Annotated in this window: 21 protein-coding genes and 1 riboswitch; of the genes, 11 read left to right on the forward strand and 10 right to left on the reverse strand. The window is 72.7% G+C overall.

Going from position 1 to position 25,401, the window contains the following annotated elements; translation table 11 throughout:
* Positions 1-104: 104 nt before the first annotated feature.
* A complete protein-coding gene (locus ABTY56_RS10630; RefSeq protein ID WP_350628162.1) occupies positions 105-899 on the forward strand; it encodes a histidine phosphatase family protein in 795 nt (264 codons plus the stop codon).
* Positions 900-979: 80 nt separating this feature from the next.
* Here ABTY56_RS10630 and ABTY56_RS10635 read toward each other — a convergent pair whose 3' ends face one another.
* Positions 980-1,936: a helix-turn-helix domain-containing protein gene (locus ABTY56_RS10635; protein ID WP_350628163.1), complete on the reverse strand. Its 957-nt coding sequence runs from the start codon at positions 1,934-1,936 to the stop codon at positions 980-982.
* A 387-nt stretch (positions 1,937-2,323) separates the two neighbouring features.
* On the opposite strand from ABTY56_RS10635, the gene ABTY56_RS10640 reads away from it, so the two are divergent.
* Positions 2,324-2,818: a GNAT family N-acetyltransferase gene (locus ABTY56_RS10640; RefSeq protein ID WP_350628164.1), complete on the forward strand. Its 495-nt coding sequence runs from the start codon at positions 2,324-2,326 to the stop codon at positions 2,816-2,818.
* Positions 2,819-2,878: 60 nt separating this feature from the next.
* Here the strand turns inward: ABTY56_RS10640 and ABTY56_RS10645 are convergent, their stop codons facing one another.
* From ABTY56_RS10645 to ABTY56_RS10655, 3 genes are all read right to left on the reverse strand, one after another.
* Positions 2,879-4,570 carry an ArnT family glycosyltransferase gene (locus ABTY56_RS10645; RefSeq protein ID WP_350628165.1) on the reverse strand — a complete coding sequence of 564 codons (1,692 nt, stop codon included), beginning with the start codon at positions 4,568-4,570 and terminating at the stop codon, positions 2,879-2,881.
* Between the two features lie 133 nt (positions 4,571-4,703).
* Positions 4,704-6,116, reverse strand: coding sequence for a LamG domain-containing protein (locus ABTY56_RS10650; protein WP_350628166.1), 1,413 nt, complete (start codon positions 6,114-6,116; stop codon positions 4,704-4,706).
* Positions 6,117-6,210: 94 nt separating this feature from the next.
* Entirely contained in the window at positions 6,211-7,440 is a 1,230-nt protein-coding gene (locus ABTY56_RS10655) for a GH12 family glycosyl hydrolase domain-containing protein (RefSeq protein WP_350628168.1), read from the reverse strand.
* A 435-nt stretch (positions 7,441-7,875) separates the two neighbouring features.
* On the opposite strand from ABTY56_RS10655, the gene ABTY56_RS10660 reads away from it, so the two are divergent.
* The 6 genes from ABTY56_RS10660 (at position 7,876) to ABTY56_RS10685 (ending at position 16,706) form a co-directional block, all read left to right on the forward strand.
* Positions 7,876-9,294 (forward strand): glycosyltransferase family 2 protein, encoded by a 1,419-nt coding sequence (locus ABTY56_RS10660; RefSeq protein WP_350628273.1) that lies wholly within the window; start codon positions 7,876-7,878, stop codon positions 9,292-9,294.
* Positions 9,295-9,299: 5 nt separating this feature from the next.
* On the forward strand, positions 9,300-10,427 hold the full coding sequence (locus tag ABTY56_RS10665) for a glycoside hydrolase family 26 protein (protein ID WP_350628169.1): 1,128 nt from the start codon (positions 9,300-9,302) through the stop codon (positions 10,425-10,427).
* Entirely contained in the window at positions 10,424-12,340 is a 1,917-nt protein-coding gene (locus ABTY56_RS10670) for a glycosyltransferase family 39 protein (RefSeq protein WP_350628171.1), read from the forward strand. Before ABTY56_RS10665 ends, ABTY56_RS10670 begins: the two co-directional genes overlap by 4 nt.
* Positions 12,341-12,413: 73 nt before the next feature.
* Positions 12,414-12,545: riboswitch (cobalamin riboswitch) on the forward strand.
* A 190-nt stretch (positions 12,546-12,735) separates the two neighbouring features.
* Positions 12,736-15,135 (forward strand): ribonucleoside-diphosphate reductase subunit alpha, encoded by a 2,400-nt coding sequence (locus ABTY56_RS10675; RefSeq protein WP_350628274.1) that lies wholly within the window; start codon positions 12,736-12,738, stop codon positions 15,133-15,135.
* A 20-nt stretch (positions 15,136-15,155) separates the two neighbouring features.
* Positions 15,156-16,151 carry a ribonucleotide-diphosphate reductase subunit beta gene (locus ABTY56_RS10680; RefSeq protein ID WP_350628275.1) on the forward strand — a complete coding sequence of 332 codons (996 nt, stop codon included), beginning with the start codon at positions 15,156-15,158 and terminating at the stop codon, positions 16,149-16,151.
* An 81-nt stretch (positions 16,152-16,232) separates the two neighbouring features.
* Positions 16,233-16,706 carry a hypothetical protein gene (locus ABTY56_RS10685; RefSeq protein ID WP_350628173.1) on the forward strand — a complete coding sequence of 158 codons (474 nt, stop codon included), beginning with the start codon at positions 16,233-16,235 and terminating at the stop codon, positions 16,704-16,706.
* Between the two features lie 149 nt (positions 16,707-16,855).
* Here ABTY56_RS10685 and ABTY56_RS10690 read toward each other — a convergent pair whose 3' ends face one another.
* Positions 16,856-17,716, reverse strand: coding sequence for a helix-turn-helix domain-containing protein (locus ABTY56_RS10690; protein WP_350628174.1), 861 nt, complete (start codon positions 17,714-17,716; stop codon positions 16,856-16,858).
* Between the two features lie 173 nt (positions 17,717-17,889).
* On the opposite strand from ABTY56_RS10690, the gene ABTY56_RS10695 reads away from it, so the two are divergent.
* The gene (locus tag ABTY56_RS10695; protein WP_350628176.1) at positions 17,890-18,321 is read left to right on the forward strand and encodes an ATP-binding protein; all 432 of its coding nucleotides are present in this window, start codon (positions 17,890-17,892) and stop codon (positions 18,319-18,321) included.
* Positions 18,318-18,590: a hypothetical protein gene (locus tag ABTY56_RS10700; RefSeq protein WP_350628177.1), complete on the forward strand. Its 273-nt coding sequence runs from the start codon at positions 18,318-18,320 to the stop codon at positions 18,588-18,590. The genes ABTY56_RS10695 and ABTY56_RS10700 overlap by 4 nt, the downstream gene beginning before the upstream one ends.
* Positions 18,591-18,943: 353 nt before the next feature.
* Here ABTY56_RS10700 and ABTY56_RS10705 read toward each other — a convergent pair whose 3' ends face one another.
* Positions 18,944-19,681 (reverse strand): SMI1/KNR4 family protein, encoded by a 738-nt coding sequence (locus ABTY56_RS10705; protein ID WP_350628179.1) that lies wholly within the window; start codon positions 19,679-19,681, stop codon positions 18,944-18,946.
* 604 nt (positions 19,682-20,285) lie between these two features.
* Between ABTY56_RS10705 and ABTY56_RS10710 the strand changes: the two genes are divergently transcribed.
* Positions 20,286-21,344 (forward strand): ferritin-like domain-containing protein, encoded by a 1,059-nt coding sequence (locus tag ABTY56_RS10710; protein ID WP_350628181.1) that lies wholly within the window; start codon positions 20,286-20,288, stop codon positions 21,342-21,344.
* Positions 21,345-21,396: 52 nt separating this feature from the next.
* Here the strand turns inward: ABTY56_RS10710 and ABTY56_RS10715 are convergent, their stop codons facing one another.
* The 4 genes from ABTY56_RS10715 to ABTY56_RS10730 form a co-directional block, all read right to left on the reverse strand.
* A complete protein-coding gene (locus ABTY56_RS10715) occupies positions 21,397-21,876 on the reverse strand; it encodes a flavodoxin family protein (protein ID WP_350628183.1) in 480 nt (159 codons plus the stop codon).
* A 170-nt stretch (positions 21,877-22,046) separates the two neighbouring features.
* Entirely contained in the window at positions 22,047-22,691 is a 645-nt protein-coding gene (gene def / locus ABTY56_RS10720) for a peptide deformylase (RefSeq protein WP_350628184.1), read from the reverse strand.
* Between the two features lie 52 nt (positions 22,692-22,743).
* Complete coding sequence (locus ABTY56_RS10725; protein WP_350523010.1) at positions 22,744-23,736, reverse strand: tetratricopeptide repeat protein; 993 nt, start codon at positions 23,734-23,736, stop codon at positions 22,744-22,746.
* Between the two features lie 309 nt (positions 23,737-24,045).
* A complete protein-coding gene (locus ABTY56_RS10730; RefSeq protein ID WP_350628185.1) occupies positions 24,046-25,401 on the reverse strand; it encodes an HD-GYP domain-containing protein in 1,356 nt (451 codons plus the stop codon).

Consider the following 25,401-nt stretch of genomic DNA (forward strand, 5'->3'; position numbering starts at 1 on the left):
AGAAGGCGGCGCGATCATATGTATGAACAGGCGTGCACGCCGGGCACCACCAGACCGGACCGGCAACCGGCCGGAACCTGATCGACCACGGGGAGCTCGCGGCCATGGCAGAACTCGGTACCACCCTCAACGGCCAGCACCAGTCCACCCAGAGCCAGCACCACCACCTCACGGCCCACCGTCCGACGGCGGCCACCCGGCTGCCGTCCGTGCTGATCGCCACCCGGCACGGCGAGTCCACCGCCAACGTGGAGTTCCGGCTGGCCGAGGCCACCGGCGCGCTCAGCGTCCCGATCAGCTGCCGCGACGCCGACATCCCGCTGTCGCTGCACGGCCGCCACCAGGCCCAGGCCCTCGGGCAGTGGTGGGCCGCACTGCCCGCCGCCGACCGGCCGCGCAGCGTCTGGTGCTCACCGTACGTGCGCACCGCGGAGACCGCGAGAATCGCGCTCGCCCAGGCCGCCGGGCTCGGCGCCGTCCCGGTCACGCCGGCCGTCCGCTACGACGAGCGGCTGCGCGACCGCGAGCTCGGCGTCCTGGAGATGCTGCCGAAGGCCGCCATCGAGGCCAAGCACCCGGAGGAGGCGGCCCGGCGCCGCAAGATGGGCGAGCTCTACTACCGCCCGCCCGGCGGCGAGTCCTGGGCCGACGTCGCGCTGCGGGTGCGCAGCCTGCTGCGGGACGTCTGCGAGGAGGAGGCCGGCCGGCCCGTCCTGCTGGTCGCGCACGACTGCACGGTGCTGATGCTCCGCTACGCGCTGGACCGGCTCACCGAGGAGCAGCTCCTCGCGCTCGGGCCGGTGCACAACTGCTCCACCAGCATGTGGCGGGCCCAGGAGGGGCGGCTGCGGCCGGACCGCTGGAACGTCGTCGACCACCTGGCGGCCGCGGAGGACTGACGCACCGCCAGGTCGGCGCGGTCGCGCCGACGCGGTCCAGGCGGCGCCGTCACGTCACATCACGCCACCGTCACGTCATGTCATGTCAGCGACGGATCGGCGAAGCCGCGCCGGTAGGACAGCGGCGTGGTGCCCAGCCGGCGGCCGAAGTGGTGCCGCAGGGCGGCCGCGTTGCCGAAGCCGCAGCGGGCGGCGATCGCGTCCACCGACTCGGCGGTGGACTCCAGCAGCCGCTGGGCGAGCAGCACCCGCTGCCCGACCAGCCAGCGGTGCGGGGTGGTGCCGGTCTCCTGCCGGAAGCGGCGGGCGAAGGTGCGCGGCGACATGTGCGCCCGGGCGGCCAGCTGCTCGACGGTGGCCTCCTCGTCGAGGTGGTGACGCATCCAGTCGAGCAACGGGGCCAGCGAGTCGCCGCCGCCCTCGGGCAGCGGGCGGTTGACGAACTGGGCCTGCCCGCCCTCCCGGTGCGGCGCCACCACCATCCGGCGGGCGATCTCCCGGGCCACCTCGGCACCCTGCACCTTGCGCACCAGGTGCAGGCAGGCGTCGATGCCGGCCGCCGTCCCCGCGGAGGTGATCACCGGGTCGTCGTCCACGTACAGCACGTCCGGCTCGACGGTGGTCAGCGGGAAGCGCGCGGCCAGTTCCTCGCCGTACCGCCAGTGCGTCGCGGAGCGGCGGCCGTCCAGCAGCCCGGCCGCGCCCAGGACGAAGGCGCCGCTGCAGATGGAGAGCACCCGGCCGCCGTCCGCCACCACCCCGCGCAGCGCCGCCAGCAGCGGCTCGGGGTACTGCGGGCGGACGCCCGACGCGGTGACCACCGCGAGGTCGGCGCCGGCCAGCCGCTCGGGGCCGTACGGGACGTCCACCGCGAAGCCGGAGTGGGTGGCGTGCGGCCCCCGACGGGCGCCGGCGATCGCGAAGTCGTAGCCGGGCAGTCCGTCGGCGGTGCGGTCGAGGCCGAAGACCTCGCAGGCGACGCCCAGTTCGAAGGGGTGGATCTCCTCCAGCACCACCGCGACCACGTTCTTCAGCATGCCGTTCAGGATGGGGCACGGATCCGCGTCGGCGTAAGCCCCGGGCTGGCAGGATTTCGAGGAGATCGGTCATTCCTGCCACTCGTGGGCGCCGTCCCGCCCGGCCAGAGTGGAGCGCATGGACAGCGACACCATCGCCGGCGCACTCGCCCTGGCCGGAGCCGTCGGCGGCTTCGGCCTGCTCGGCACGCTGATCGGCCGCGAGGTCTCCCGCGGCGCTGCGGCCGGGCGCGACAACCACCACCGCGCGGGCGGCTACCCGGCCGACCCCGCCCGACCCGACCGGCTGTACGGCGCCCCGCCCGCCGCCCCGCCGCACTCCTGCGCACTCCCCGCCCGTTCGACCCCGGAGCGTCCCGCCCCGGGCCGCTCCGGCACACTGGCCGCATGGACTACCTCATCCGCCCGGCCCTTCCGGAGGACCTCGAAGACGCCGGCCGCATCACCGTCGAGGCCTTCGTCGGCGGCGGCTTCACCTCGCCCGGGAGCAGCTACGTCGAGCTCCTGCGCGACGCCGAGCGCCGGGCCCGGGAGGCCGAGCTCCTGGTCGCGGTCGACCCGGCCGCGGGGCGGGTCCTCGGCTGCGTGACCTTCGCGGTCGGCGGCACCGAGTGGGCGGACATCGCCACCGAGCGCGAGGGCGAGATCCGGATGCTCGCCACCGACACCGCCGCCCGCGGCCGGGGCGTCGGCGAGGCGCTGGTGCGCGCCTCCCTCGCCCGCACCCGCGAACTCGGCCTGGCCGGCATGGCGTTCTCCACCCGCCCGGAGATGACCGCCGCCCACCGCGTCTACGAGCGGGTCGGCTTCCGGCGCACCCCCGAGCGCGACTGGGCGCCGTACCCGGGGATGGACCTGATGGTCTACGCCCTGGCGTTCTGAGCGCCCGGCACCGCCGCGCGGCGCCCGGCGCGGCCGCCGCCGGTCACTGCTTCCCGCCGGTCACGGCTTCCTGTCGTAGCCGGGCGCCACGTAGACGGTGTACTGACCGTGCTCGCCGCTCTTCACGACGGTGACCACCCGGTACCCGGCGGCCTTCAGCGTCGGCTGGATCGCCTTGTCGGTGGCCCCGGTCTGGGTGAAGTCCAGGACCACGACCTTCCACTCGTGCGCCTGGATGCCGGCCTGGATCGCGGGCACGCCGTTCTGCATCTGACCGGTGGCCGGGTCGCGGCGGAAGACCGCCACCAGGTCGTGCCACTGCTGCCAGTTGCTCTGCTTGCGCAGGTAGTACGCGGGGACGTTGTAGTTCTCGACCAGGTACTTGTCCTCGCCCTTGACGACGTACGGCTCCAGCGCCGCGACGAACCCCTTCGAGTTCGACCACTCGCCGTACATCTCCCGGCCCTGGGCGGCACCCACCCAGGCCAGCGGGCCGACCACCAGCACGGCGGCCGCCACCCCGGCCACCAGGTGCAGGCGGCCCTTCAGCCACAGCACGGCACGGGCCAGCACCAGGCCCACCACGACGCAGGAGAACCAGGCGCCGAAGTCGACGTGCTTCTGCAGCGACAGCCAGGTGTGGATGCGGACCTGGTTCACCGGCGCCATCAGCCCGGCCAGCAGCAGCAGGACGGCCAGCCAGAACTCGGGCCAGGCCGCGCCGCCGCGCCGGCGCGCCCGCACCAGCTGCGCCACCACGCCGATCAGCGCGACCGCCAGCAGCGGGCCGACCCAGCGGGCGGCCTCCGAGGCCACGTAGGAGTACGAGTCGTGGCCCGGGGCGCGCTTGAGCGTGGTGTGGTTGAAGCCGTTGACGTAGCGCTCGCCGGCCGCCATTGCCGCCGCGCCGACCGCCACCACGAAGGTGAGCAGGACCAGCAGCCCGCGCCGCCAGGCCTCCCGGGAGCGCAGCGACCCGCGCGGCCCGGCCAGCACCGCGATGCCCGCCACCACGGGCACCCACAGCAGCGCTGCGTACTTGGTGGCACCGGCCAGCGCCAGCAGCAGACCGGCGGCGACCAGGCTCGGGTACCCGCCGCCGGTGGTCAGCCGTACCGCGAAGTACCCGGCCCAGGCGAGGATCGCCAGTGCCATCGCGTCGTAGGTGGCCAGGCCGCCCAGGAACTGGGTGGGGCCGAGCGCGACGAACGCCGCCGCCGCGCAGAAGGCCGGGAGCGAGCCGTGCAGCCGCCGGGTCGCCAGGTGGACGGCCACGGTGGCGGAGAGCATGAACACCAGGCTCAGCAGCCGGGCGCCGTTCAGCCCGCCGACGAAGTCCGCGGCGGCCACCACGACCGGGTAGATCAGCGGGGAGCCGGAGAAGAAGGTCTCGTACGTCGACACCGGGGTGCCGTGCCGCAGGTGCGCGATCTCCTGGTAGCCGGCGTAGATGTAGGTGCCCTCGTCGATGAAGGCGGTGTTGCTGAGGATCAGGTGGTACGAGAGCGCGCCCTGGACCAGCAGCACGGCCAGCAGCGGCAGCCAGTCGGCCCGCAGTGCCGGCCGGGCCGGGTGCGGCACCCGGGGCGGCCCGGGCCTGCGGCGCCGCCGGTCGGCCGGCACCGCGGCCCCGCGGTCGGCCGCCCCACCCGCGCGGTCACGCTCGCCGAGGCCCACCCCGCCCTGCCTGGCCCCGCCCAGGACGGGCTTGCGGGTGGACTCGGGCCGGATCCAGCGGCCGTCCGCGCTCATCAGTACTGCTCCTCATCTGGGACTTCGCATCCGGGCGCCGGTGGGCGCACGCCCCGGGGCGCACTGCGGCCGCCGCCCCCACTGCCGGGGGCGGCGGCCGGACGATCGGGGGGCCGGGCGGCCCCGGGCGGGCTCAGCCGCTGAGCCAGGCCGCCACCGGCGGGACGGACGGCGGCGAGCTCGGGCCGGCGACGATCTTGACGATGTCGGCCTCGGGCAGCACCTGGCTCCAGACCTGGATGTCGGCGACCGCGCCGTGCCAGGGGTCGGCCCACTGCGAGTTGGAGCTCAGCCGGCCCACCTGCATGGAGTTGGTGCCGCTCGGCTGCACCCCGGCCGACTTCGCCGAGGACTGCGGAGCGCCGTTGACGTACAGGGTGAGCTGGCCCGTCGGGTCGTCGTACACCCCGGTGAGCAGCACCCACTGGTTGACCGTCGCGTCGCCCTTGGACCAGGCGATCGCCGAACCGCCGCCCGGCACCTGGACCTTGAAGTACCACTGGTCGTGCCCGTTGTTGTTGGCCCGGCCCAGCGAGTACGAGTAGTACTGGCCGTCGCCCTGGCTGACCGCGCTGCGGTTGCCGTTGGGCAGGTCGACCAGCACCCGGGCGGAGACCGTGAAGCTCTTGTTCACGTCGACGACCGAGGTGGCGGTCGAGGCGAAGGAGTCCGGGCCGCTGGGCAGCCTGAGGACCTGTCCGGAGAACCCGGCCATCGTCCCCTGCTTGGCGTCGGCGCCCAGGTTCAGCGGCGCCGGGCCCGTCTTGGCGGGCAGGCTGCCGACGGTCGGCGGGCTGTCGATGCCCTTGACCGGCGGGGCGCTCGCCGGGGTCGACGGGCCGGTCGGGGACGGGGCCGTCGGGCTCGCCGAGGTGGTGTTCTGCGCGGTCTTCTTGGTGTCCTTGGAGTGCTGGTAGTACCAGAACCCGCCGCCACCGGCCGCCGCCACCACGACCACGGCCGTCAGCACGCCGACCAGCTTGAGCCGGCGGCCGCGCTTGGCGGCCTGCTCGTTCCGCTCGGCCAGCGCCTCCCAGTCCGGCGTGCCGGAGGTGCCGGCCGGCGGCGGGAAGCCGCCCTGCTGCTGCCACTGCCCCGCGGGCTGCGTCGGCTGCGCGGCCGGCGGGAACGCCTGCGGGCCGGGCTGCGGCGCGGGCGGCTGCGGGCCGGGCTGCGGCGCGGGCGGCTGCGGGCCGGGCTGCGGCGGCAGGGGCTGCGGCTGGACGGGCGGCTGCGGCTGGACGGGCGGCTGGGCCTGCAGCGGCGCCACCGGACCGGGCTGCACCGGACCGGGCTGCAGCGGGGCGGTCCCGCCGCCCGGCTGCGGCACCGGCGGCACCGGCTGCGGGAACGGATGCGGCGTCATCTGCTGGGGCTGCTGCGCAGGCGCACCGGGCGGCGGCCCGTAGCCGGACGCGGGGCCGAAGGCACCGCTCGGAGACTGCGGTGGCACACCGGTGGCCGGAGCGGCCCCCCCGGCCGGTGCCTGCTGCGGTGGCGTGGGCGGCTGGCCCGGCTCGCCACTCGGTACCGGTCGATCGCTCATGGCCGGAATGCTAGGGCATCCGCCCCGACACGCCCATGGGGGGTGCGCGGACGAAACGTCAATGCCGTTCCGTGCCCGGCGGTGCGGCGCCCCGTCACGCAACCCCGTTGTACGGCAGCTTCCAGCGCTGCGAGACCGTGTCCGCGCACGAGCGCAGCAGCACCGGCGTGCCGTCCGCGAGCGCGCCGCCGGCGGTGCCCAGGCACAGCCCCGAGTCCGGGTGCCGCAGTCGCTGCCCGGAGGCGGGCACCCAGCGCTGCGCGGAGCCGCCGGTGCACTCGGCCAGCGTCACCGAGGAACGGTCCGCGGTCGGCACCAGGCAGGCCGCTCCGCCGCGCAACGAGCCGTCGTTGCCCACCGTCCAGCCGGTCGAGACGGCCGGATCGCCGCAGGCCCCGACGGTCACCGGGGTGCCCGCGAGCCCGCCGCCGCCGTGCCGCAGGCAGATCCCGGGCGCCCCCGCCGGGACCTCCCCGGCGGGCAGGCCGACCCGGTTGTGGAAGGCGAAGGACTCGCTGCGCAGGCCGGTGCCGCCGCTCCACACCTCGAAGCCCGCCTGCACCCGGCACAGGTAGGAGCCCTTGGGGACGTACCCGCGGGCCATCGCGTCGGCGGTGAACAGCCGCAGGTCGAGGCCGCGGGTGGTGTGGGTCGGCGCCGTGCGCACGTAGCTGATGACGCTGTGCGGGCCGGTGATCGGCGCCTCGTAGACGTGGTAGCTCGCGTCCCCGAACTGCTGGGAGTCCGCGACCTTGTCCCCGGCCGGGCGCACGCTGTCGGTGGCGTCCAGCCAGACCATCAGTTCGGCGCTCTCCCCCGGCAGGCAGTTGTCCGGGGTGGAGCCGTACCAGAGGTCGAAGGAGAGGTTGAAGGAGCCGCTGACCCGGCCGTTGGCGTCCCAGTCGGCGGTCGCGTCGCCCAACGCGCTGACCGGTACGGGCAGTCCGCTCGCGCCCGGGGCGGTGGAGACGTTGGGGTAGGCGCCCGGGGCGAGCGGGTTCTTCGGCACGAAGTCGCGGATCTGGCCCACCGTGAACCCGCTGTCCCCGACCGGGTCCACGCAGACCGTGCCCGCGGTGTTCCACGGGTTCGGTTCGAGGATCTTCGACCCGCCGTCCATCGCCAGCTTGGGGAAGGGCTCCTGCACGGTCGAGCAGAGGCCGGACCCGGCCGCCGCCGCCGTCGTCGCGGTGACGGCCGGCGGCTGCTCCACCGCCCCGACCTCGCCGCTGCACCCGGCCAGCAGCGCCGCGACCGCGCCGAACGCGGCCGCCGCCCGCAGACCCCGCGCCGTGCGCCCGGCCGAGCCGTCCTCGATGATCATCACTCTTCCCCGAACCGTCCTCAACCGCTGGGCGGACACCGTACACAAGCGCTCCACCCGCACTTCCGTTCACATCACGATCGGAACTCGATATCGGTTCCGGGTCGCCGACCGCAGAGGGGGGAGAGAACTCACAGCAACCGGTCCCGTACGATCCTGGCGTCCCCCCGCGACCCGACCGACAACGGCCGCCACCCGGGGGCGGCTCAGACTCAATACGGCTTCGGGGGAGTAGAGCACGTGACTGTCACCGAGGGCACGCGACTCGCGGGCAGCGGTCAAGCGCCCGTCTCACGACGCCGGAGCCGACGGGACCCGGCCGCCCGCAACCAGTGGGGCCTGCTCCCCCAACCCCCGGACAACACCGAGAAGTACCTGTACGCGCGCACCAACCTCTGGGTGCTGACCTGCTTCTCCGTCATCAGCTTCGGCTGCATGGTGGCCAGCGAGATCGGCCTGCTCAGTGCGACGCCGTGGTTCTTCGTGTTCGTCCCGCCGCTCGCCTTCACCATCGCGTACTACCTGATCTCCCGATGGGTGCACGGCTTCAACCAGACCTTCGACATCTCCGCGCACCGCGCCCTGGTCAAGTCCTGGCAGCCGGAACGCCATCCGACCGTCGACGTCTTCCTGCCCGTCGCCGGCGAGCCGATCGAGGTGCTGCACAACACCTGGACGCACGTCGCCCGGCTGCGCGACCACTACCCGGGCGAGGTCACCCCGTACGTCCTCGACGACAGCAACAGCCCGCAACTCGCGCAGATGGCGGTCGACTTCGGGTTCGTCTACGGCACCCGGAACAAGCTCGGCTGGTTCAAGAAGGCCGGCAACCTGCAGTTCGGCTTCCGCAACTCCGACAGCGACTACATCCTCATCCTGGACGCCGACTTCGCGCCCCGGCCGGACCTGCTGAACGAGATGCTCCCCTACCTGGAGGCCGACCCCCGCCTCGGCATCGTCCAGTCCCCGCAGTTCTTCCGCATCCTGGACTCGCAGAACTGGATCGAGCGCGGCGCCGGCGCCGTCCAGGAGCTGTTCTACCGGACGGTGCAGGTCTCCCGGCAGCGCAACGACGGCGCCATCTGCGTCGGCAGCTGCGCGGTCTACCGGCGCGCCGCGCTGGAGGAGAACGGCGGAACCACGCTGATCGGCCACTCCGAGGACGTGCACACCGGCTTCGACCTGCGCCGCCTCGGCTGGGACCTGCAGTACATACCCGTCGCGCTGGCCACCGGCGTCTGCCCGGACAACGTCGGCGGCTTCTTCAACCAGCAGTACCGCTGGTGCACGGGCTCCATGAGCCTGCTCGGCAGCAAGAAGTTCTGGCAGACCAAGCTCCGGCCGGTCACCCGCGCCTGCTACCTGTCCGGGTTCTTCTACTACATCCACACCGCACTGTTCACCGTCGTCTCGCCGCTCGTCCCGATCGTCCTGCTGCTCGCCCGGCCCGACCTGATCCGCTGGCAGAACACCGCGCTGGTACTGCCCGGGCTGCTCTACGCCACGGTCGTCTTCCCGCTCTGGCACCGCAACCCCTACCGGCTGGAGGCCTGGGCCGCCCGCATGATGTACGGCTGGGCGCACGTCTTCGCCATCTGGGACATCGTGCGCCGCAACCGGATGGCCTGGCAGCCGACCGGCTCCAGCGGCGCCAAGAAGAACAAGACCCGCCGGTTCTGGATCGCCGTCATCGCCTGGGGCGGTGGGACGGCCCTGCTCTGGGTGCTCCTGAGCATCTGGCGGATGCTCACCATGGGCCCGCTGAACTTCGCCCTCGTCCTCGCCTCCGGCCTGTTCTACGCCACCATCGTGGGCCGGGTCCTCGTCCAGCCGCGCCCCACGGAAGCAGTGTGATCGCCATGACCGCCCACCCCCGGCGGACCGGGAGGCTCCGCCGCCGGCTGGCGCTCCCGCTGCTGACGGCCGGCCTGCTGCTCGTCACCGCCTGCGGCCCCGAGGACCCGGGCTTCGCGATGCAGGAGGGCCTCGCCCAGCCCGCCCCGGCCACCACGGGCACCACCGGCGCCACCGGCGCCGCTCCGGGCCCGGCGACCGGCGGCACCGCGGCCGCCTCCGGGGCCGCCGCCGCCTCCGCGGCCGCCAAGCCCAAGGCCCTGCCGGCCGGCGTCCCGTACGACGTCACACCGCTGCTCAAGCCCCCCCACAAGTACCTCGGCGCCGCCCTGCCCGATGTCCCCGCCTCGATGGACGCGCTGGGCCCCTACAGCGCCACGATCGGCAAGCAGCCCAACGTCCTGGAGTACTACGCCCACTGGAAGGGCGGCTTCGACACCGCCGGCGTGCGGCGGATCTACGAGGCGGGGGCGCTGCCCTACATGGCCTGGGAACCGTACGACCACTCGCTCGCCTCGATCGCGGCCGGCGACACCGACGACTACGTGCGCGGCGTCGCCAAGGCCGTCGCCAAGCTCAACCTGCCGATCGCCGTCAGCATCGCCCACGAGATGAACGGCGACTGGTACCCGTGGGGCCGCCAGGCCTCCAGCCCGGCGGACTTCGTCGCCGCCTGGCGCCACGTCCACGACATCTTCGACCAGGCCGGCGCCACCAACGTGATCTGGGTCTGGAGCCCCAACATCACCGACCCCGCGCCCAACACCCGCCTGGCGCCGTACTACCCCGGCGACACCTACGTCGACTGGGCCGGCATGACCGGCTACTTCACCAAGACCGGGCCGAAGACCTTCGACACCCTGTACGGGCCGACCATGGCCGAGATCCGCACCTTCTCCACGAAGCCCTTCTTCATCAGCGAGACCGCCTCCGAGCAGGGCAAGCGCCAACGCGCCGACATCGACCAGCTGTTCTCCGGGCTGGAGGCGCACGACGACCTCGTCGGCTTCGTCTGGTTCAACATCGTCAAGCGGGCGGACTGGCGGGTCGAGGCCGTCCCGGACACCCTCGCCGCCTTCAAGCAGCGCGTGTCCGACCCCCGCTACGGCTTCGACATCCGGAACCCCCGATGAGCACTGACTCCGACTTCAACCCGTTCGCCCCCATCCCGCGCCGCCGCCGCACGCCGCAGGGCGACACCCCGCCCGACGGCGCCGGGCCCGGAGGGACCGCGCCCGGCGGTACTGCGCCCGACGGCGCCGAGCCCGGCGGGACCGCGCCCGGCGACGCCCAGCCCGGCGGTACCGCGTCCGGCGGGACCGCGCCCGGCGACGCCCAGCCCGGCGGCACCACGCCCGGCCGCGCCTCCCGCCGCCGGGCCGCGCAGTCGCACCCGAGCGTCCCCGGGCCCCGCACGGACACCGCCGCACCGGCCGCGACCGCCGAGACCGCCACGAAGACCGCGAACACCGCGCCCGCCGCGGCCGTGGACAACCCCGACGGCATCGAGCTGGCCCCGTACACCATCCCGCAGGTCCCGGCGATCGGCTGGGACCCGGGCACCAGCCCGCGCCGCCGCTGGATCGCCCGCGCCCTGCTCGGCGCCGTCCTGGCCGTCCAGGCCGCACTCTCGCTGCGCCTGCTCGCCGCCGCGCACCCCGACGAGGCCGCCGCCATGGTCGCCGGCCGCCGGCAGCTCGCCCACCTGATGCACGGCACCCCGGTCACCACCGACCTGGTCGACCGGATCAACGGCTCGCCCTGGCTCTACCCGCCGCTGGCGGGTGCGGCCGCGAACGCCAACGGCATCTGGGGCACCCGACTGCTCAGCCTCGGCTTCGCGCTGCTCACCACCGTGCTGCTGTACTCGCTGACCCGGCGGCTGTTCAACGAGCGGGTCGCGATCTGCGCGATAGCCGTCTACGCCGTCCTGCAGTCCACCGTCGTGGTCGGCTTCTACGCCGCCCCCGAGTCCCTCGCCGTGCTGCTGGTCGCCCTCGCGGCCTGGGCCACGGTGTTCACCGCCCGGCGACATCCGGCACTGGTCCTGACCGCCGCCCCGGCCGCCGCGCTCGCCTGCGCCGTCGCGTACTCCGCGGCCTTCGCCGTGCCCGCCCTGGTCGGCCTCGCGCTGGCCACCGCCCGTCCGCACCGCCGGTGGGGCCCGGCCGCCCTGCGCGCGCTGCTGTCGGCCGTCGGCACCGTCGTCCTGCTGCTCCCGTACGGCACGCTGGGCAAGGTCGCCGGGTGGTCGCCCTCGCACGGCAACGCCCCCGGCTCGGCCCGCGCCATCCTGCTCTCCACCGTCCAGTGGAGCGGCCTGTTCACCGTCCTCGCGGTGGCCGGCACGATCGCCTACGCCCGCCGCGAGCAGATGAACGAGCACGACGCGCCCGAGCGGAACACCGTTCCCACCACGCGCGGCCACCGCGCCCTGCTCGGCACCGTGCTGACCGCCACCGCCCTGCTCGTCCCGGCCGCCCACCTGTGGACCGGCACCTCCGGCGCGCTGTTCCGCCACCTCGGCTACGGCATGCTGCTGGCCGCCCCGCTCGCCGGGGTCGGCCTGACCCGGCTGGTCGGCGCCCACTTCCGCCACCCCCAGCTCGGCATCCTGGTCTGGGTCGCGGTGCTCGCCCTCGGCCTGGAGCAGTCCGCCCTGCGCTACCAGAACGGGCCCGACTCCGGCCGCCTGCTGGCCGTCCTGCGGGTCCACACGGTGCCCCAGGGGCGCTACCTGACCGAGGTCGACGGACTGGCCGAGTACTACCTCGGCGCGGTCAGCGAGCCCGAGCAGTGGGTCTCCGCGCGCACCGGCACGGAGTACCGCGACGCGGCCGGGGTGCAGCACCACGGGGACGACGGGAGCGTCGCCGCGATCCGCGACGGCTGGTTCACCATGGTCGTCCTCGACAGCACCGCGCCACGGGCCACCGACCGGGCCCTGAGCGCCGCGCTGGCAGCCGGCGGGCAGTACCGACTGGTGGCGCAATTCACCTCGCCGACCGGCGATTCGAGCACGTACAAGGTCTATCTCAAGCACTGACGGGCCGGAGGGCCCGCCCACACCCGCGACACGACAGCCACAACATATGGTGCCGCCGCAGGGCGGCGGCACTACATGTATGCTCACTCCTGCTGTCGATGCAGGGGAACCCGGTGCGAATCCGGGACTGCCCCGCAGCGGTGTGCGGGCGGCTGGAGCAGCTGTCCCCGCGAGTCCGAGTACCTGCCGGCGGCGTGCGCCACGGCCCTCCCGCAGAGGCCGCGCCAGCACCAGAACCACACCTCCGGGCCTCGCGGGCGGGCCGGGGAGACACCGTCGCGCGACGCCGTTTGCGTTCGTGCCGTGCTCCCCTGCCCCGACCGGCCCGAGGCCCCGATCACCGCCGCCGATCGCCGCCAGGAGAGAGCGCCTTGACCACCGCTGCCTCAGCCACCCTGCCCGCCCAGGGCTCCGGTACCGCCTTCACCGACCGGACGGTCTCCGATCCCGGCGGCGCCCTGCTGCGGCTGCTCACCGACCGCAGTGTCGACCTCCCCGAGGTCGACCCCGGCCATGTCGCCGCCGCCGCGCTGCGCGGCCGCCACGCCGGCTCGGACTTCGCCGAGCTGCGCGGGCTGGCCGTGGACGCCGCCGCGTCGATGATCGCCGAGGACCCCCAGTACTCGAAGCTCGCCGCCCGCCTGCTGGCGCTGGAGATCGTCGACGAGGCGAACAGCCAGGGCGCCACGTCCTTCTCCGCCTCGATCGCCGTCGGCCACGCCGAGGGCCTGATCGGCGACACCACCGCGGACTTCGTCGCCAAGCACGCCGCCGCGCTGGACGCCCTGATCGACGCCGCGGGCGACGACCGCTTCGAGTACTTCGGCCTGCGCACCGTGCAGTCCCGCTACCTGCTGCGCCACCCGATCACCCGCAAGGTGGTCGAGACCCCGCAGCACTTCCTGCTCCGCGTCGCCTGTGGCCTGGCGGTCGGCGACAACGAGCAGTCGGTGCGCGAGGTGGCCGAGCTGTACGGCCTGATGAGCCGCCTGGAGTACCTCACCTCCTCGCCGACGCTCTTCAACTCCGGCACCCGCCACCCGCAGATGTCGAGCTGCTACCTGCTCGACTCCCCGCTGGACAACCTGGACTCGATCTACAACCGCTACGCGCAGATCGCCCGCCTGTCCAAGCACGCCGGCGGCATCGGCCTGTCCTACTCGCGCATCCGCTCGCGCGGCAGCCTGATCCGCGGCACCAACGGCAAGTCCAACGGCATCGTGCCGTTCCTGCGCACCCTCGACTCCTCGGTCGCCGCCGTCAACCAGGGCGGCCGCCGCAAGGGCGCCGCGTGCGTCTACCTGGAGACCTGGCACGCCGACATCGAGGAGTTCCTGGAGCTCCGCGACAACACCGGCGAGGAAGCCCGCCGCACCCACAACCTCAACCTGGCGCACTGGATCCCGGACGAGTTCATGCGCCGGGTCAACGCCAACCAGGACTGGTCGCTGTTCTCCCCGGCCGACGTGCCCGAGCTGGTCGACCTGTGGGGCGAGGAGTTCGACGAGGCCTACCGCAAGGCCGAGCAGGCCGGCAAGGCCGTCCGCACCATCCCCGCGCAGACCCTCTACGCCCGCATGATGCGCACCCTGGCGCAGACCGGCAACGGCTGGATGACCTTCAAGGACGCCTCCAACCGCGCCGCCAACCAGACCGCGCTGCCGGGCCGCACGGTGCACTCCTCCAACCTGTGCACCGAGATCCTGGAGGTCACGGACGACTCCGAGACCGCCGTCTGCAACCTGGGGTCGGTCAACCTCGGTGCGCACGTGGCCGCGGGCGCCTCGGCCGACGACCTGCTGGGTGCGATGGACTGGGAGCGCCTCGACGCCACCGTCCGCACCGCCGTCACCTTCCTCGACCGCGTGGTGGACATCAACTTCTACCCGACCACCGAGGCCGGGACGTCCAACTCCCGCTGGCGCCCGGTCGGCCTCGGCGTGATGGGCCTGCAGGACGTCTTCTTCAAGCTGCGGCTCGACTTCGACTCCGCCGAGGCCGCGCGGCTGTCCACGCTCATCGCCGAGCGCATCATGCTCACCGCGTACGAGCGCTCCGCCGACCTGGCCGAGCAGCTGGGCCGCCACGAGGCGTACGGCGAGACCCGCGCCGCGCGCGGCGAGCTGCACATCGACCACTTCCCGACGGCCGCCCCGCAGTGGGCCGACCGCTGGACGGCGCTGCGCGCCCGGATCGCCGAGACCGGCCTGCGCAACTCGCTGCTGCTGGCCATCGCGCCGACCGCGACCATCGCGTCCATCGCCGGCGTGTACGAGTGCATCGAGCCGCAGGTGTCCAACCTGTTCAAGCGCGAGACGCTCAGCGGTGAGTTCCTGCAGGTCAACCCGTACCTGGTGCGCGAGCTCAAGGACCTCGGCGTGTGGGACCAGCAGACCCGCGACTCGCTGCGCGACGCCAACGGCTCCGTGCAGGAGCTGAACTGGCTGCCGGCCGAGGTCCGCTCGCTGTACCGGACGGCCTGGGAGCTGCCGCAGCGCGCGCTGATCGACCTGGCTGCGGCCCGCATGCCGTACCTGGACCAGAGCCAGTCGCTGAACCTGTTCATGGCGGCGCCGACCATCGGCAAGCTCAGCTCGATGTACGCCTACGCGTGGAAGGTCGGTCTGAAGACCACCTACTACCTGCGCTCGCGCCCGGCGACCCGCATCGCCCAGGCCGCCTCCGGCGCGGCCCGCACCGCCGTGCCGGTTCCCGCCCCCACCATGACCCAGGCCGAACAGGACGCCATCGCCTGCTCCCTGGAGAACCCCGAGTCCTGCGAGGCCTGCCAGTGAGCACCCCCGACGACCGCAAGATGCTGCTCGACGCCGGCTTCGAGCTGACCCTGCGCCCGATGCGCTACCCGTCGTTCTACGACCGGTACCGGGACGCGATCAAGAACACCTGGACCGTGGAGGAGGTGGACCTGCACTCCGACGTCGCCGACCTCGCCAAGCTGAGCGAGGGCGAGCGGCACATGATCGGCCGGCTGGTCGCCTTCTTCGCGACCGGTGACTCGATCGTCGCGAACAACGTGGTGCTGAGCCTCTACAAGCACATCAACTCGCCCGAGGCGCGGCTGTACCTCTCCCGGCAGCTGTTCGAAGAGGCCGTGCACGTCCAGTTCTACCTGACGCTGCTCGACACCTACCTGCCCGACCCGGAGGACCGCGCGGCCGCGTTCGACGCCGTGGAGAACATCCCCTCCATCGCGCAGAAGGCCAAGTTCTGCTTCAAGTACATGAACGCGGTCGACCACATCGACTCGCTGCAGACGAAGGAGGACAGGCGGGCGTTCCTGCTCAACCTGATCTGCTTCGCGGCGTGCGTGGAGGGCCTGTTCTTCTACGGCGCGTTCGCGTACGTGTACTGGTTCCGGTCGCGCGGTCTGCTGCACGGCCTGGCCACGGGTACCAACTGGGTGTTCCGCGACGAGTCCATGCACATGGACTTCGCGTTCTCCGTGGTGGACACCGTCCGCGAGGAGGAGCCCGACCTCTTCGACGACGAGATGGCGAAGCAGGTCACGGAGATGCTGGAGGAGGCCGTCGAGGCCGAGCTCCAGTTCGCCCAGGACCTGTGCGGTGACGGCCTGCCCGGCATGAACACCGCCTCGATGCGGGAGTACCTGCAGGCGGTCGCGGACCAGCGCCTGGCGCGTCTGGGCCTGCCGATCCGGTACGGGTCGACCAACCCGTTCGGCTTCATGGAGCTGCAGAACGTCCAGGAGCTGACCAACTTCTTCGAGCGCCGGGTGTCCGCGTACCAGGTCGCGGTCGAGGGTTCGGTCTCCTTCGACGACGACTTCTAAATCGACAAGGTTCGGCGAACAGCGGAGCTGCCATGACGGCAGCTCCGCTGTCGGTTCTCAGGGTTCGGGGGATACCCAGGCATGCCCAAGCTCCAACAGCGTGTGATCAACGGCCCGTTCGGGCCGATACAGGTCAGTCATGATCGCTGGCCGTCCGTCGTGGCCCGGGTGCAGGGGGCGGGGATGCCCACCGTCACGGTGGTGCCCGACCGCGACCACGGCGCCATGAACGTCAACGGCCAGAACGTGCCGATCAGGCGGAAGTCACGCACCCGCACGGCAGTGCTCGGCGACCGCACCTACGAGCTGCGGGCCACCAGCCTCCGCCGGGCGGAGCTGCGCCGAAACGGAGTGCGCATAGCGGATGCCCGCGGCTCGTACCGGGCGTATGCGCCAGGAAGCACGATTCCCGGCCTGGACGCCCGGATCGACTGGTCCCAGGGCATCGACCCCACGGATGTGGCGGTCGCCCAGTCCATGGTCCTCGCCTTCGGTGCAGGTGCTCCGGGCGCGGTCCTGCGGACCGTGTTCTTCTGGGTCGACAACTTCAGCTGACCGCACAGTGGTGCCCCCGCACGGCCACAGCCCGTGCGGGGGCACCACTCTTGGATCAATCGGTCGGAAACTCGCCGGACTTGACCCCGGCGAGGAAGGAAGACCAGGCATCAGCCGGAAAGAGCAGAACCGGATACCTTCTTCTCCGCTCAGCAGTACTGCGCCTGCCGTACCCGAGCGATCGTTTCCAGACTGCTGCCAGGGCTCAGGGCGCTCGACTGAATCGCCTCGAACTCCTCCATGTGGATCTCCACCTCGTCCTCCCTCTCCAAGTAGATCGTCCCGGCGCGATACTCCAGGCAGACGACCGAGCCTGAGAACACGCGAGTCCTGAACCCAAAGAGGACGAACGGTCCGAACATCCCTGTGTGCGCGCCCGTGTTGTCGGGCATGACCCGTAGATCGATGCCGGGAAGCTGAGCCATCTCCATCAGGTGATCGAGTTGCCGACCCATGGACTCTGCGCCGCCCACAGCGATCCGCAGTGCCGCCTCGCCGATGACGAACGCCAGCTGCGGAGGGTTCTCCATGCTCAGGATCTTCTGGCGCTCAAGCCTGGCCGTCACGAGGGCATCGATCTCCTCCCTCGCTGGTGGACGCGGCCCCGCTCCGATGAGGGCACGAGCGTACTCCGGCGTCTGCAACAGACCGGGAATCATCAGCCCTTCGAATGACCGGATGGACTCGGCCATCTCCCCGTACGCCACAAGATCCGCGTAGGCCGGCCTGATCCGAATCACCCTGCGCAGCCAGTCTGGTTCTCGCCGACGCGCCGCCAGCCCGAGCAGGTCGTCCACGTAGTCGGGATCGTCGACCTCGTAGAACGCCAGCAGGTCCCTCAGCTCGCCAAGAGACATACCCAGTCGGGCGTTCTCGATCCTGCTGATCTTCGACCGGTGACAGCCGATTCGCTGCGCCGCTTCATCCGGCGTCTTGCCTGCCTTCTGGCGCAGCGTCACGAGCGCTGCCGCAAGCCACCTCCGGCGCACCGATGACTGCACAGTGCCCACCTGATGCTCCCTCACGCAGATAGAACCTCAAGCCTATCCCCCTATAAAAGATCATGGAAAATTTCCAATGAGCAAGTTGCGAGTTGCGGATGTTCCATCGCATGCTACTTGGAGCGATCAGGCAACTACCCACGGATCGCAAATCCGCGACATCCCCCGAAGAGGGCCAGCTCATGACGCGCAACAATGCCCCTACCGAACACTCCTGCTGGCTGCCCTGGCACCACAGGTCCCCCCGCGCCGCCCGTCAGGAGCTGCGGGACTTCCTCCGCCCCCACCCCTCGGGCAAACCCCTGCTCCCCACCGGTGAGTTGCTGGTCAGCGAGCTGGTCACCAACGCCGTCCAGCACGCCCGCACGCCGCGCGGGCGCCTGATCTTCGTCCGCTTCCGCCTCTCCCCCGACGACGACACCCTCCGTATCGAGGTCCACGACGCCGACAGCGAGAAGCCCTCGCTCCGCGACACCACCACCGCCGACGAGAGCGGCCGAGGCCTTTTGCTGGTCCACGAGTTGGCCACCCAGTGGGGCTGCTGCCCGCGCGCCGGCGGCGTCGGGAAGTTCGTCTGGTGCCACGTCTCCGCCCCCGCCGAGGCCGCCGCGTGAGCACCGTCCGGGCCGAGATCTCGGGCATCATGCTGCCCACGGTCTTCCCCAGCCTCGACCACGCCCTCCCCGTCATGTGGGAGCGCGTCCGCAACCTCCCGATCCGCGAGGCCCACCGGGACCTCATCCGGATCTGCATCGGCCCGGGCGGCGGCGAAGGGGTCGCCCGCCGCTTGCACCAGGACGGCAGCTGGAGCATCACCCTCTACGTCGGCGAGATGACCGACTGGACCGCCCACCCGATCACCATCACCACCGACCGCCCCTGAACTCCCCCCGCCCCGCCCCGGCATCCACGCCGGGGCGGGGCGAACCGCCCCCCCTTTCCCGCTCCCGAAAGATCGTGTCCTTGCTGGAAGCACCAGGACGCCATCCGGGCCGTCGAAGCCCGGGCATCCTTCCTCCGACTGCTCAGGAGCCCGGTCGATATCCGAGCGCAGGAAGTCGGCCAGGCCGACTTCCTGCGCCACAATGACGGCCCTGGCACCGGGAAGGTGCAGTCGACTGGCTCGCGGAGCGCTACGAGCAGCACATCCCCGGTGGTGACCCGTGGCCACTACGTGATCGTGTGCCCCAATCGCACCTGGCCGGGCCTCCCCTGTCCGACCGGCGGCCGGCTCGCTCAGTAGTTCATGGTGTAGGTCCAGTCACCCCGCAGGGCAGCACACATCCCGTCGAGCGCCTGCCGGTTGAAGGCCCGGACGCAGAGCCAGCCGAGTTCGACGTCGGGGTCCGTCCGGTCGATGCACACCAGCACCTCCGGTCCCGCGTACCACCGGCGGCCGTCCTCCGTCGGCCCTTCCTCGAAGGGCGGCACCGGGGTGAACTCCCGCTCCACGTGGTCGAGGTCGCCGGGCACCATCTCCCGGCGCATCCCGCCCATGTCGTCGCAGAGGAGGTTCCCGTTCAGCACCGACTCCACGAAGGCCGCGGAGAAGCGGTCGGCCATCGGCTCCCACTCCGCCTCCACCGGGTCGCCCGGGGTCGCGTCGGTCACCAGTGGCGGGTCGTCACCGCCGGCCTGGTCGAGCCGGATTCCGACCGCCCAGTACCAGTACCGCTCGGCCATGAAGATGAGGATCCCGTCCTCCACCTCCACGTCCTCCAGCGGGATCCACTGCTCCTGGCCGCCGAACAGGTCGAAGCGCCGCCCGAACCTGCCGTACGCCTCTCGCAGTGCACCGGGCAGCGGCAGGCCGAGGCGCTGCTCGGCGGCGGCCAACTCCTCCTCCGTGCAGCCGTGCGCCTCCTCGACCGGTGCTCCGAGGTGTGCGGCGAACCGTTCGACGAACCGCCAGGCGGCGGCCGGGCCCGCGAGCGAGGCGGACAACTCGGCCGGAAGATCGAATGTCGTGGACACCCCGGTACGGTACCCGGGCGCCGCGACACCGCCCGGGCCGGGCGGGCCGGCCGCAGCGCAGGCGACAACCTTCAGCCCGTCAGTCCTCGCGCCAGTCCTCGGTGCAGAACCGGGCCTCACTGAGCATGGTGTCCCCGGCCCTGGTGGCCCGGACGTAGATGCCGGTCCCGTCCGCACCACGGCGAGCAGCCGCGGCTCCGGTCCGAAGAACGCGGTCACCCCGAGGTCGCGGTACTGCTCTCGTCACCTCGTTCCCCGCACGCCGCCGCCAGACCTGGGCGACGGCTCCGGCAAGAGCCGCCTCCACCTCGTCGGGGCTCATCCCGAACCGAAGCGGCCCGACCCCCGCCAGCGGGTCCAGTACCCACTGCGGACGTTCCCCCTCGGCTTCCTGTTCCACCAGGCCACCGGCACACCTCCGCGCTCGCCCCGACCGACCCCGGCACTGCCAGTCGATGATCTTGTCGGCCACCCTGGGCGCGCCCCCTGACAACTCCCCGCCCGCCCGTCCGGATGAACTCCCGGGCCACACCGGCATTCCACGCACCCGGACGACCGGGCCCCGGCTACGGTCCGGCGCACAGCCGAACGAAAGGGGCCCAGCGTGACCACGACCGGAATCCTGGACTACGAGAGCGACGCGATCGTCAAGCTCATGAACATCCCCGCGGACGACTGGGGCGAGCAGGAGCTCAAGGACGCCCTCCAGCGGGCGATCATGCTGGAGCTCTCCACCATCCCGCCCTACGCCACCGCCCTGTGGTCGATCATCGATCAGGACGACAGCAAGCCGGTCCGCCACACCATCCGCGAGATCGTCTTCGACGAGATGTCGCACTTCGGCCTGGTCTGCAACATGCTCACCAGCATCGGCGGCACCGTCGTCCTCAAGGACCCGCTCACCGTCCCCAAGTACCCGGGTGAGCTGCCCGGCGGGGTCAACCCCGGGCTGGAGGTCTTCCTCAGCGGGCTGTCCCGGGAGTCGGCCGCGCTCTTCGCCGACATCGAGAAGCCCGAGAACCCGCTCGCCTTCGCCGCCGACGGCAACACGATCGGCGCCTTCTACCAGCGCATCGCCAACGTCTTCCCGAACTTCGCCCACCTGCTGACCGGGCAGAACCAGGTGACCTTCCCGCTCGGGTCGCAGCACGGCGCCGGGAACAACATCGTCGCGATGAACACCATCACCGACGTGCTCAACGCCATCCACGTCATCCAGACCCAGGGCGAGGGCACCACGGCCTCCCCGGACAACCCCTTCCCCGGCGCCCCGGGCGAACTCGCCCACTACTACGCCTTCAAGGAGATCGCCGTCGGCAAGAAGCTGGTGCAGGACCCCGCGACGGGGAAGTTCGAGTTCACCGGCCCCGACGTCCCGCTCCCGGACGCCGCACAGGTCGCCCGTGTCCCCGCCGGCGGCTGGGTCAACGACCCCGCCAACACCCCCGACCCGGCCACCGCCACCGTGCTGCACGACTTCAACACCGCCTACAGCGACATGCTGCGCTCCCTCGAAGCGGCCTGGGCCGGCGACGGGAACAAGTTGTTCGACGCGATCGGGCACATGAGCGATCTGGGCGACTTCGCGCGGCAGTTGAACGCCATCAAGTTGCCCGCCGACCCCCACCACACCTACGGCCCGGAATGGCTCTTCATCCCGTAGCGGCCTGCGGACGAACCGAGGGCCGGTGCGGTGCGCCCGCGCCGGCCCTCGCTCACCTCCCACCGCCTTCGAGGCCGCGGGCCCGCAGCCCCTCGGCGAACGCCCGCGCCGCCGCCAGGTCCGCCGCGCCGGGCCGCGCCTTGTTGATGCCGCCGACGAGCCTGAACGGGAGCCAGGTGTCGAAGCCGCGGCAGGAGAAGGCGCCGGCCACCTCGAAGCCCTTCTGCTCCAGGGCCCGTGCGAGCGGACGGGTGAAGGGCCGGACCGGCAGTTCCGGCAGCCCGCTGGTGGCGAACACGAACGCCCTGGCGCGCTGCTCCCGCGGAACCGACCGGACGAAGTCGCGCAGCCGCGGGTGGAAGCGGCCGGTGAAGATCCCCGAGCCGAATCCCACCAGGTCGTGGTCGGCCAGCTCCGCCGGATCGATCTGCTCGGGCTCGACGACCGGGGCCGACAGCACCCGGCCGACGGCCTCGGCGATCCTCCGCGTATTGCCGTGGGACACGGACGCGCACACGATGACGGCCTTCATGACGGATCTCCTTCGCTCGGTCACTCCCCACCGGGTAGACCGGACGCGGCACGAGGACGTGACATCGTCGGCGAGGGCGGACGCCGGAGGCCGGGAACGCCGGAGGCCGGGAACGCCGGAGGCCGGCGCGGACGGGTCCGCACCGGCCTCCGGCAAGCGCCGCTCCGCCGTCAGGCGTTCGGCACCGTCGCGTACTTCGGCGTGCCCTCGGCCATCTGCTTCAGGGCGTCCTTGCGGTCGCGCTTCGACAGCTTGTCGATGTAGAGGGTGCCGTACAGGTGGTCGGTCTCGTGCTGCAGGCAGCGGGAGAAGAAGCCGGTGCCCTCAACGCGGATCGGCTTGCCCTCCTTGTCGACGCCGGTGACCGCGGCGTAGTCCGGGCGGGCCAGCTCGGCGTAGGCGGTGGGGACGGAGAGGCAGCCCTCGTTGCCGTCGTCCAGGACGCGGCGGCGGTCGGCCGGGTAGTCCTCCAGCACCGGGTTGATGACGTGGCCGATGTGGCGCACGCCCTCGTCGTCCGGGCAGTCGTAGACGAAGACCTTGAGGTCCACGCCGATCTGGTTGGCGGCGAGGCCGACGCCCTCGGCGGCGTACATCGACTGGAACATGTCGTCGATCAGCGCGGACAGCTCGCCGTCGAAGACGGTGACGTCCTTGACCTCGCGGTGCAGCACCGGGTTGCCGACGACCGTGATCGGACGGGCGGTGCCCTTGCCGAGGTCGGGCTCCTCACCGATCACCTTCACGGGCGCCTCGGGCGCCGCCCCCTCCACGTCGTGCTCGTGCTCGTGATCGTGGTCGTGCTGCTCCGCCATGTCTTCCGCTTCCATAGGTCTACGCGTACCTGACCAGGGTACTCAGCGGGGTTCAGCAGACCTCTTCGAGATCCCGGTACGCCCGGGTTCCCGGGGAGGCCGCGACCCAGCGGTCCAGCAGGGTGCGCACCAGGTGGGCGGGTGCGGCGATCCCGCACTCGCGCTCGACCAGCCAGGACATCCCGGCCGCGCCGCCCTGGCTGAGGTGGCTGAGGTGGCCGGGGTGCGCGGCGTCGCCGTCGTCGTGCGGGTCGTGGTGGGCGGCGACGCCGTCGTCGGAGGCCATCCGGCTCTCCGAGCAGGCGCGGCAGAGCAGCCGTACCGACGAGGTCCAGTCCTCGGCCGCGTAGCCGGCGTCCGCGACCAGCCGCTCCAGCGCGTCGCGGTCCCCCGCCGTGGCGGCCTGCAGCAGCACCACGTAGGTCGGCACCGGGGAGGGGGCCCACAGCTCGATCTCGTCGAACACCGGGTAGGCGACGCCGTCGGTGACCCGCTCGCCGTGCGGGGCGCCGTCGTGCAGCACCACCTCGCCCCAGCGGCGGCCGGAGGAGGGCAGCGGGATGGAGAGGACCTCGATCCGGGCCGGGTCCAGGCGACGGCCCCAGACCACCTCGGACTCACCGTCGGGGGAGAGCCGTACGGGGGTGGTGCCGAGGTCCAGGCTGACCGGACCGTCGGGCTGCCCGCCGGGGCCGCCGGACAGTTTGAGCCCGTACGCCTGCCAGGCGCGGCGGGCGAGCGGCCAGTCCTGCAGCGCGGTGGCGGTGATGCCGAGGTTCCACCAGTCGGGGGCGCCGTGTTCGCGGTCCAGCAGGGCGACGGCGCGCAGACCGGCCGAGCGGGCCTGCTCCCAGTCGCGGCGGAACTTGTGCAGGAGGGCGAGGTTGAACCACGAGTCGGAGAGCCACGGCTCCAGGTCGGCGGCCATCACCAGCAGCGCGCCGGCGTCCTCGTAGCGACCGTCGCCGATCAGCGTGAAGGCCCGGTCGGTCGTCTGCCGCCAGGTGGCGGACGGCCGGTGCCGTGCCCGGTGGAAGATCCTCACGTTCGTCCCTGCCGTCGTCGTCCGCTCAAGTCCCGTGCCACCGTGCCCGTACCGCCTCGGACGGCGTACCGGGCCCGGCGCTCCGGGTCGGTGTTCCACGCTACGACCGCATCCAACCACGCCCGCCCCCGCCCGCGCTCCCCACCGTCGAGGTTGGGGCCCGCCCCTCCCCAGCCTGCCCGCCCGGCCGCGCCCTCTCAACCCCTGGCGGGTCCGACCCCCGTTCCGACGTGGGCCCCGCCCGGGCCGGCAGGGGCCGAGGCCCGGAACCGGCCCGGGGCCTCGGCCCCTGCCGAAGGCCCCCGAACGTCAGCCCCTGGCCTGCCCGCCGACCCTGGCCAGGGCGTCCACCACCCGGGCGTCGTAGACCCGGCCGCGCCCCAGCCGGATGACCTCCAGCGCCTCCAACCGCCCGACGGCCTCTCCGACGCCCCGGCCGCGGGCCACGGTGAGCAGGTCGTCGTGGGCGTTGGCGACCCGGATGATCCGGGCCGCGAACGGCACCGGGCCCTCGCCGACGGCCGGCCCGGCGCAGGGGTCGGCCAGCCGGGCGACCTGCTCGGCGACCTGCCGGGGCACCCCGGTACGGCTGATCACCTCGCTGCCCAGCCGGGCGATCCGCTGCTGCTCGGCGCAGGGCAGCACCGCGGTGGCGCCGTCCGGCACCGGCTCGACCAGGGACAGCTGGCCGACGTCGTGCATCAGCGCGGCGTACTCCAACAGGGCGAGCTCACGGGTGCCCAGACCCAGCTCGCGCCCCAGGGCGCACGCCGTGTCCGCGACCCGGCGCGCGTGCCCGTGCGGCGTGTAGCCGGCCACCTCGGTGGCCCGGGCGAGGCTGGCGATGGTCTGACCGGTGGTGGCCCGCACCGCGGCGGCGCGCCGGAAGGACACCTGGGCGAGCAGCAGCGGGGTGCAGAACAGCGGCAGCGCCCAGAGCCCGACCTCACCGGCCGCGAGGCTGACCAGCATCCCGGTGGCGACGATCGCCGAGCCGATGCCGAACAGCGAGCGCAGCTCGTCCTCCAGCGCCGCGGGGAAGCGCAACCCGCCGACCGAGCGGCGCAGCAGGGCCGCCAGGGTGGCGTCGCACAGCGCGGCCAGCGCGGCGACGGCGGTCAGGAACGCCCCGTACGCCGGACCCTCGGGCGAGAAGCGGTCGACCAGGCCACCGTTGTAGAGCGGCTGGAAGACGGCGGCCGCGAAGCCGACGGCGAGCAGTCGGCGGGCGGCGCTGTCGCGGCGGGCCGGGTCGGCCCAGGGCGGGCGGCGGTGCGGGCGCTCGGGGCGGTGCGGCAGGGCGAGCCCGGGCAGCCAGGCCAGCAGCAGGCCGACCCCGGTCACCGCGACCACCTGGAGCATCCCGTGCGCGGTCGGTACCCCGCGCAGTGGCCCGAGCAGGGCGTACGCCAGCGCACCGGCGGCGCCGATGGGCGCCTGTTCGCGATCCCCCGGAAGGGTGATCCGGACGCACTCGCCGAGCGCGATCAGCACGGTGAACGCCAGCGCGACCTTGGGCTCCGCGACCCCGCGCACCGCGACCGCGCCCAGCGCGAGCGCCAGCAGCGCGGCGGCGGCCGCGTGCACCGCGCGGGTGGTGGGCCCGCACGCCGTGCGGTCGGCGAACGTGCGGCCGCGGGCCGTCCGGCCGGGGGCCGCAGGCAC

The organism is Kitasatospora sp. NPDC097691 (assembly GCF_040302665.1).
Taxonomy (GTDB): domain Bacteria; phylum Actinomycetota; class Actinomycetes; order Streptomycetales; family Streptomycetaceae; genus Kitasatospora.

Excerpts from the sequence above, each read along its gene's own strand:
- ABTY56_RS10630 (WP_350628162.1), top strand. The coding sequence starts at position 105 with ATGGCAGAACTCGGTACCACCCTCAACGGCCAGCACCAGTCCACCCAG.
- ABTY56_RS10635 (WP_350628163.1), bottom strand. The coding sequence starts at position 1,936 with ATGCTGAAGAACGTGGTCGCGGTGGTGCTGGAGGAGATCCACCCCTTC.
- ABTY56_RS10640 (WP_350628164.1), top strand. The coding sequence starts at position 2,324 with ATGGACTACCTCATCCGCCCGGCCCTTCCGGAGGACCTCGAAGACGCC.
- ABTY56_RS10645 (WP_350628165.1), bottom strand. The coding sequence starts at position 4,570 with ATGAGCGCGGACGGCCGCTGGATCCGGCCCGAGTCCACCCGCAAGCCC.
- ABTY56_RS10650 (WP_350628166.1), bottom strand. The coding sequence starts at position 6,116 with ATGAGCGATCGACCGGTACCGAGTGGCGAGCCGGGCCAGCCGCCCACG.
- ABTY56_RS10655 (WP_350628168.1), bottom strand. The coding sequence starts at position 7,440 with ATGATCATCGAGGACGGCTCGGCCGGGCGCACGGCGCGGGGTCTGCGG.
- ABTY56_RS10660 (WP_350628273.1), top strand. The coding sequence starts at position 7,876 with ATGGTGGCCAGCGAGATCGGCCTGCTCAGTGCGACGCCGTGGTTCTTC.
- ABTY56_RS10665 (WP_350628169.1), top strand. The coding sequence starts at position 9,300 with ATGACCGCCCACCCCCGGCGGACCGGGAGGCTCCGCCGCCGGCTGGCG.
- ABTY56_RS10670 (WP_350628171.1), top strand. The coding sequence starts at position 10,424 with ATGAGCACTGACTCCGACTTCAACCCGTTCGCCCCCATCCCGCGCCGC.
- ABTY56_RS10680 (WP_350628275.1), top strand. The coding sequence starts at position 15,156 with ATGCTGCTCGACGCCGGCTTCGAGCTGACCCTGCGCCCGATGCGCTAC.
- ABTY56_RS10685 (WP_350628173.1), top strand. The coding sequence starts at position 16,233 with ATGCCCAAGCTCCAACAGCGTGTGATCAACGGCCCGTTCGGGCCGATA.
- ABTY56_RS10695 (WP_350628176.1), top strand. The coding sequence starts at position 17,890 with ATGACGCGCAACAATGCCCCTACCGAACACTCCTGCTGGCTGCCCTGG.
- ABTY56_RS10715 (WP_350628183.1), bottom strand. The coding sequence starts at position 21,876 with ATGAAGGCCGTCATCGTGTGCGCGTCCGTGTCCCACGGCAATACGCGG.
- def (WP_350628184.1), bottom strand. The coding sequence starts at position 22,691 with ATGGCGGAGCAGCACGACCACGATCACGAGCACGAGCACGACGTGGAG.